Annotated in this window: 6 protein-coding genes; 3 read left to right on the forward strand and 3 right to left on the reverse strand. The window is 70.0% G+C overall.

Annotated elements, in window-relative coordinates:
- Nucleotides 1-38 precede the first annotated feature (38 nt).
- The gene (locus AB0N14_RS36495; RefSeq protein WP_366030004.1) at nt 39-1,520 is read left to right on the forward strand and encodes an MFS transporter; all 1,482 of its coding nucleotides are present in this window, start codon (nt 39-41) and stop codon (nt 1,518-1,520) included.
- 109 nt (nt 1,521-1,629) lie between these two features.
- Complete coding sequence (gene thpR, locus AB0N14_RS36500) at nt 1,630-2,199, forward strand: RNA 2',3'-cyclic phosphodiesterase (RefSeq protein ID WP_366030005.1); 570 nt, start codon at nt 1,630-1,632, stop codon at nt 2,197-2,199.
- A gap of 198 nt (nt 2,200-2,397) precedes the next feature.
- Here thpR and AB0N14_RS36505 read toward each other — a convergent pair whose 3' ends face one another.
- From AB0N14_RS36505 to AB0N14_RS36515, 3 genes are all read right to left on the reverse strand, one after another.
- Nucleotides 2,398-3,387 carry an aldo/keto reductase gene (locus AB0N14_RS36505; RefSeq protein WP_366030006.1) on the reverse strand — a complete coding sequence of 330 codons (990 nt, stop codon included), beginning with the start codon at nt 3,385-3,387 and terminating at the stop codon, nt 2,398-2,400.
- 61 nt (nt 3,388-3,448) lie between these two features.
- Complete coding sequence (locus tag AB0N14_RS36510) at nt 3,449-4,042, reverse strand: Uma2 family endonuclease (RefSeq protein ID WP_366030007.1); 594 nt, start codon at nt 4,040-4,042, stop codon at nt 3,449-3,451.
- An 88-nt stretch (nt 4,043-4,130) separates the two neighbouring features.
- Nucleotides 4,131-4,814 (reverse strand): GDSL-type esterase/lipase family protein, encoded by a 684-nt coding sequence (locus AB0N14_RS36515; RefSeq protein ID WP_366030008.1) that lies wholly within the window; start codon nt 4,812-4,814, stop codon nt 4,131-4,133.
- A gap of 111 nt (nt 4,815-4,925) precedes the next feature.
- On the opposite strand from AB0N14_RS36515, the gene AB0N14_RS36520 reads away from it, so the two are divergent.
- Complete coding sequence (locus tag AB0N14_RS36520) at nt 4,926-5,909, forward strand: WD40 repeat domain-containing protein (protein ID WP_366030010.1); 984 nt, start codon at nt 4,926-4,928, stop codon at nt 5,907-5,909.
- Nucleotides 5,910-6,000: the final 91 nt, after the last annotated feature.

Here is a 6,000-nt window from a genome sequence, read left to right on the forward strand (position 1 = left end):
GCACGTACGAAGCCGTCATCGCAAGGAGGCGAATCCCTTTGAGTACGGGAACCGGAGCAGCTTCCGCCCCCGCACCAGCCACCCACGACTCCCCGCCCGCCCACGAGACCGCACAACCGGCACAGTCCCCCACCGCCACCGAGAGCCCCGAGCCTGCCGAACGGACCGAGACCGTCGCGCGGACCGAGACCGTCCCGTCGGCCGAGTCCGTCGAACGCGCCGAGACCGCCGTCCCGGCCGAGCCCCGCACGTCATCGATGTTCAGCTCGCTGCGCATCCGTAACTACCGGCTCTTCTTCCTCGGCCAGGTCGTCTCCAACACCGGCACCTGGATGCAGCGGATCGCCCAGGACTGGCTGGTGCTCAGCCTGACCGGCTCCTCCACCGCCGTCGGTGTCACCACGGCGCTGCAGTTCCTGCCGATGCTGCTGTTCGGCCTGTACGGCGGCGTCCTCGTCGACCGTCTGCCCAAGCGCCCGACGCTGCTCGTCACGCAGTCGGCGATGGGAGCCACCGGCCTCGTCCTCGCCTTCCTGACCCTGACCGGGCACGTCCAGGTCTGGCACGTCTACGTGGCCGCCTTCGCCGTCGGACTCGCCACGGTCGTCGACAACCCGGCCCGGCAGTCCTTCGTCTCCGAGATGGTCGGCCCGAAGCACCTGCAGAACGCGGTCAGCCTGAACTCGGCGAACTTCCAGTCCGCCCGCCTGGTCGGCCCAGCCGTCGCCGGTGTCCTGATCACCGGCATGGGCACGGGCTGGGCCTTCCTGCTCAACGGCCTGTCCTTCCTCGCGCCCATCGCCGGCCTGCTGCTGATGCGCGCCCGTGAGCTGCACGCCGTGGAGCGCGCGCCGCGCGGCAAGGGCCAGCTGCGCGAGGGCCTGCGCTATGTCGCCGGGCACCCCGAGTTGATCTGGCCGATCGTGCTGGTCGGGTTCATCGGCACCTTCGGCTTCAACTTCCCCGTGTGGCTGTCGGCCTACGCGGACGACGTCTTCCACGCGGGCGCCGGCGCCTACAGCCTCTTCAACACGCTGATGGCGATCGGCTCGCTGACCGGCGCACTGCTCGCCGCCCGCCGCGGCACGGCCCGGCTGCGGGTGCTGATCGCGGCGGCGGCCCTCTTCGGCACGCTGGAGATCGTGGCGGCCGGGGCGCCGTCCCTGTGGCTGTTCTCGCTGCTGATGGTGCCGATAGGGATCTTCGGCCTCACGGTGAACGTCACGGCGAACACGGCCGTCCAGATGGGCACGGACCCGGCGATGCGCGGCCGCGTCATGGCCCTGTTCATGATGGTCTTCATGGGCGGTACGCCGCTCGGGGCGCCCGTGGTCGGCTGGATCACGGACGCGTACGGCGCCCGTGTCGGGTTCGCCCTGGGCGGCCTGATCTCGGCCCTGGCCGCCGTGACCATCGGCCTGATCCTGGTCCGGGCGAGCGGCCTGCGCCTGGCGGTGGGTTGGCACCGGGGGCACCCGCGGGTACGGTTCGTGCCGCGCGGGGAGCCGGTGACGGCCTGAGCGGGTCGGTGACGGCCTGAGAGAACGGGGGCGCCCGCGTCGCGGGGCGCCCCCTTCGTGCATGGTCACCGGTGTGGCCGGGGAACCCGATCCCTGCGAAGGTGAGGTCATGAGACTCTTCGCCGCGGTGCTGCCGCCCCCGGACGCCCTCCGGGAACTGGCCTCGGCGGTAAAGGAGTTGGAGGGACTGCCGGGGGCGCGCTCACTGCGCTGGACGGAACGGCCGGCCTGGCACTTCACGCTGGCCTTCTACGGCGAGGTCGCCGAGGACGTCGTAGCGGACCTGTCCGAGCGGCTCGCCCGGGCGGCCCGGCGCACCGAGCCGTTCCCGCTGTCCGTGTCCGGGGGCGGGCGCTTCGGGGACCGGGCCCTGTGGGTGGGAGCGTCCGGGGACGTACGGGCGCTCCAGCTGCTCGCCGACCGCGTGGAGTCCGCGGCGCGCAAGGCGGGCGTGGAGATGGGGGAGCACCGCCCCTACCGCCCGCATCTGACCCTGGCCCGCAGCCGGGGCACGGCGGACTTCCGGCCGTATGTGGCGGCGCTGCGGGAGTTCGCGGGCCGCGAGTGGACGGTCGCCGACCTGGCCCTCGTGCGCAGCCGCCTGCCGAGGTCGGGCGTGCCGGGGGAGCAGCCGCGCTACGAGACGGTGGAGCGGTGGGGGCTCGGCGCAGGGGAGTGACGAGGTCCGGTTAGGCTCGATACGTGGACCCGAAGACCCGTAACCGGATCATGGCCGGTGTGCTCGTGCTGATGTTCGCGGTGGTGGCGCTGGCGGCGGTGGTCGGGAAGTAGATCCGGGTACCGCGCGGAACGCGGGCAAGATGCCCCGGGCCAGGCGCTCCCCGGCCCGCGGACACCACCCACGCCCCGCCGCGGGCTACCAGGCGAAGGCCTCCGGAGACGGACCCGGACCGGGGAAGATCTCCTCCAGGCCCGCCAGGACCTCCTCCGACAGCTCCAGCTCCACCGCCCTGATCGCGGACTGAAGCTGCTCGGCGGTGCGCGGGCCGACGATCGGGCCCGTGACGCCCGGGCGGGTCAGCAGCCAGGCGAGAGCCGCTTCGCCGGGCTCCAGACCGTGCTTCTCCAGCAGGTCCTCGTAGGACTGGATCTGCGACCGCACCGCGGGGTCGGCGAGCGAGTCGGCGGTGCGCCCGCCGGCCCGGCGTCCGCCTTGGACCTCCTTCTTGATGACGCCGCCCAGCATCCCGCCGTGCAGCGGCGACCACGGGATGACCCCGACGCCGTAGTCCTGCGCGGCCGGAATGACCTCCATCTCGGCGCGGCGCTCGAAGAGGTTGTACAGGCACTGCTCGCTGACCAGCCCCAGCGAGCCGAGCCGGGCCGCGGTCTCGTTCGCCTGCGCGATCTTGTAGCCGGGGAAATTGCTGGAGCCGACGTACAGGACCTTGCCCTGCTGGACGAGCACGTCCAGGGCCTGCCAGATCTCCTCGAAGGGAGTGTTCCGGTCGATGTGGTGGAACTGGTACAGGTCGATGTAGTCGGTCTGGAGGCGCTTGAGGCTGGCGTCGACCGCCCGCCGGATGTTCACGGCGGAGAGCTTGTCGTGGTTGGGCCAGGCCTCCCCGTCCGCGCCCATGTTGCCGTACACCTTGGTGGCGAGCACGACCTTGTCGCGCCGCTCGCCGCCCTTGGCGAACCAGTTGCCGATGATGGTCTCGGTACGGCCCTTGTTCTCGCCCCAGCCGTAAACGTTCGCGGTGTCGAAGAAGTTGATCCCCGCGTCCAGGGCTGCGTCCATGATCGCGTGACTGTCGGTTTCCTCGGTCTGCGGACCGAAGTTCATGGTCCCGAGAACGAGCCGGCTGACCTTGAGTCCCGTGCGTCCGAGCTGCGTGTACTTCATGACTGCTTAGCCAACGGGGTGGAGTGCGCTCTAGGCAAGGGGGGTTGGGCGTGGGGCCGGGTCAGTCGCGGGGGAAGTCGTCGGTCTTGAGGACGAGGTTGACCACGGTGCCGGTGAGGTCGATGTCGGTGCCGAAGTCCACCGGCGTCCTGTTCTCGTAGCCGCCGTCCTTCGGGTCGGTGTAGACGAAGCATCGCCCCTGGTAGGGATCGGCGATGACGTAGACAGGGACCTCGGCGTCAGCGTAGGCGGCCCTCTTCGGGCCGTAGTCATTCTGAGCCGTGCCCTGGGAGATGACCTCGGCGACGAACTCGACGTCCTGGTAACGCCAGTGGCCCGTGTCGTCCGGCTTTGCCGAGCTCTTGAGCAGGGCGACGTCCGGGCAGAAGCCGTTTTCGTGGCCCGGGAAGTCGATGCGGACGTCCGAGAACACCTTGACCTTCCTCCCGAACCTGTCCTCGAGAGCCCAGAGGAACTCGCGGATGATCAGCCAATGAGTGTCCCGCTGCGGCGTCATATGGACGTTGCCCCCGACGATCTCGACCCTGTATCCCTCGGGGACGGGCATGCGCTCAAGACGCTCGAACCACTCGTCCAGACGCTTGGTGTTGGCGTCGGCGTCGGCCATTTCGATCCTGTCTTCAAGGACGGTCATCGTGGCGCTCCTCCCCGACTGCCCCACGGACGAGTGCAGCCGCGCGGTTCAACGATACGCACGGTGACGAGGAGACGCCGGAAATCGGTCAACTTGTTCCGGCTGCGTACGCCCGTCCGATCCCCCACTCCTCCCACATCGCCCCCGCGAACGCCTCCGCGATCTTGTGCTCGCCTGAGGCATTCGGATGCGTACCGTCGTACGTGTCGACGTGGATGTCGTATGACGGCGGCGGCGACGCCAGCAGGATCGGCGAACGGGGCTCGTCCAGGTCGGCCGCCGCCTTCGCCAGAAGCTCGTTGAAGAGGGCCACCTGGGCCCCGAAGAGTGCGTCCGCCTGCGCCCGGATGTTAGGGATCACCGGGAGCAGGACCATCCGGACGCGCGGGTTGGCGCTCCGCGCTTCCGCCACGAAGCGCCGCACGTTCTCCGCCGTCTGCTCCGCGTTCGTGAAGAAGCCCAGGTCGATCAGACCGAGGGAAACGAGCAGCACGTCCGCCCGGGACTCGCGGACCGCGTCCGCGATCAGTGGCACCATGTGCAGCCAGCCCTCGCCCCAGCCGGCCAGATGGGCGCGCGGGAAGTCGGGTTCGGCGTAGGCGTACGACGTCGGCGCGTCCGCGGCCTTGTCGTACAGCGTCTCGCGCGGACCGACGATCGTGCACGGGCCGCCGTACGTCGCGCACAGATGCCGCCACAGCCAGTAGCGCCATGTGTGTTCGCCCGCGCTGCCGATCGTCATGGAGTCGCCTACGGGCATGAACCTGAGCATCCGCTCATGATGGACGATCAGCGGGGAAGCCGGACGGGACGTATGGGACGGGCGGGATGTGAGGATCGACACGCACGACGGCCGCCGTTCGACGGATGGCAGGCTTGGGGCATGCGTCGATCGTTCGCGTTCCTCTCCGGGGCCCTTCTCGTCGGTGCGCTCGCGCTCGCCGCGCCGGCGCCCGCGTCCGCCGACGACGGCGGCTTCACCGTCAAGGACCCCCGGATCACCGAGTCGAGCGGGCTCGCCGCCTCCCGTCTCCACCCGGGGATCTACTGGACGCACAACGACAGCGACGACGGCCCGTACGTCTATGCGGTGGACGGTCGCACCGGAAAGACGGTGGCCACGCTCACCCTCCGCGGCATCGGCACGCCCCGTGACGTGGAGGCCGTCTCCATAGGCCCGGGCAACGAGATCTACCTCGGCGACATCGGCGACAACTTCGGCGGCAGGTGGCCGTACGTGTGGATCTACAAGCTGCCCGAGCCGAAGGTGCTCAAGGACCAGACGATCCGCGCCACCCAGTACGTCGTGAAGTACGCGGACGGCCCCAGGGACGCCGAGTCCCTGCTGGTCCACCCGAAGACCGGGCGCGTCTACATCATCGACAAGAAGGAGGATGGCGGCCACCTCTACGAGGGCCCGGCCAGGCTCTCCGCCACGGGGACGAACGTCTTCCGCCCCATCGCCGCCGTCGACCTGTGGGCCACCGACGCCGCCTTCTCGCCCGACGGCGAACAGCTCGCCGTGCGCGGTTACTTCGGCGGCATCGCATACGCGTGGAACGGCGGGCGGATCAAGAAGCAGGCCCGTCTGGACGTCCCCCTGCAGCGGCAGGGCGAGTCGGTCACCTACACGCTCGACGGCTCCGAGCTCCTGTACGGGAGCGAGGGCGCCGACAGCCCGGTGCAGCCCGAGAAGGCGCCCGGTCACCAGTCGTCCAAGTCACCCTCGGGGAAAGGGAGTACGCAGACCGGTGCCGGAAGCGGCTCGCCGCTGAACGCCGACTACAAGGTGGGCGCCCTGGTCATCGCCGCCGGCCTGGCCGTGGTCCTGGTCCTCAAACGCCTGCTGCGCCGCACCCCGCGCTAGTGCCGCGGCAGGCAACGTTTGCCCGTCAAGGAGCGGTGTCCGGTGCGTGCTCTGGGGGTACCCCCTGCTCGAAGAGCTTGGGGGAGTGCCG

Origin of the sequence: Streptomyces sp. NPDC051104, assembly GCF_040682835.1 — a bacterium.
GTDB classification, from domain to species: Bacteria; Actinomycetota; Actinomycetes; order Streptomycetales; family Streptomycetaceae; genus Streptomyces; species Streptomyces cynarae.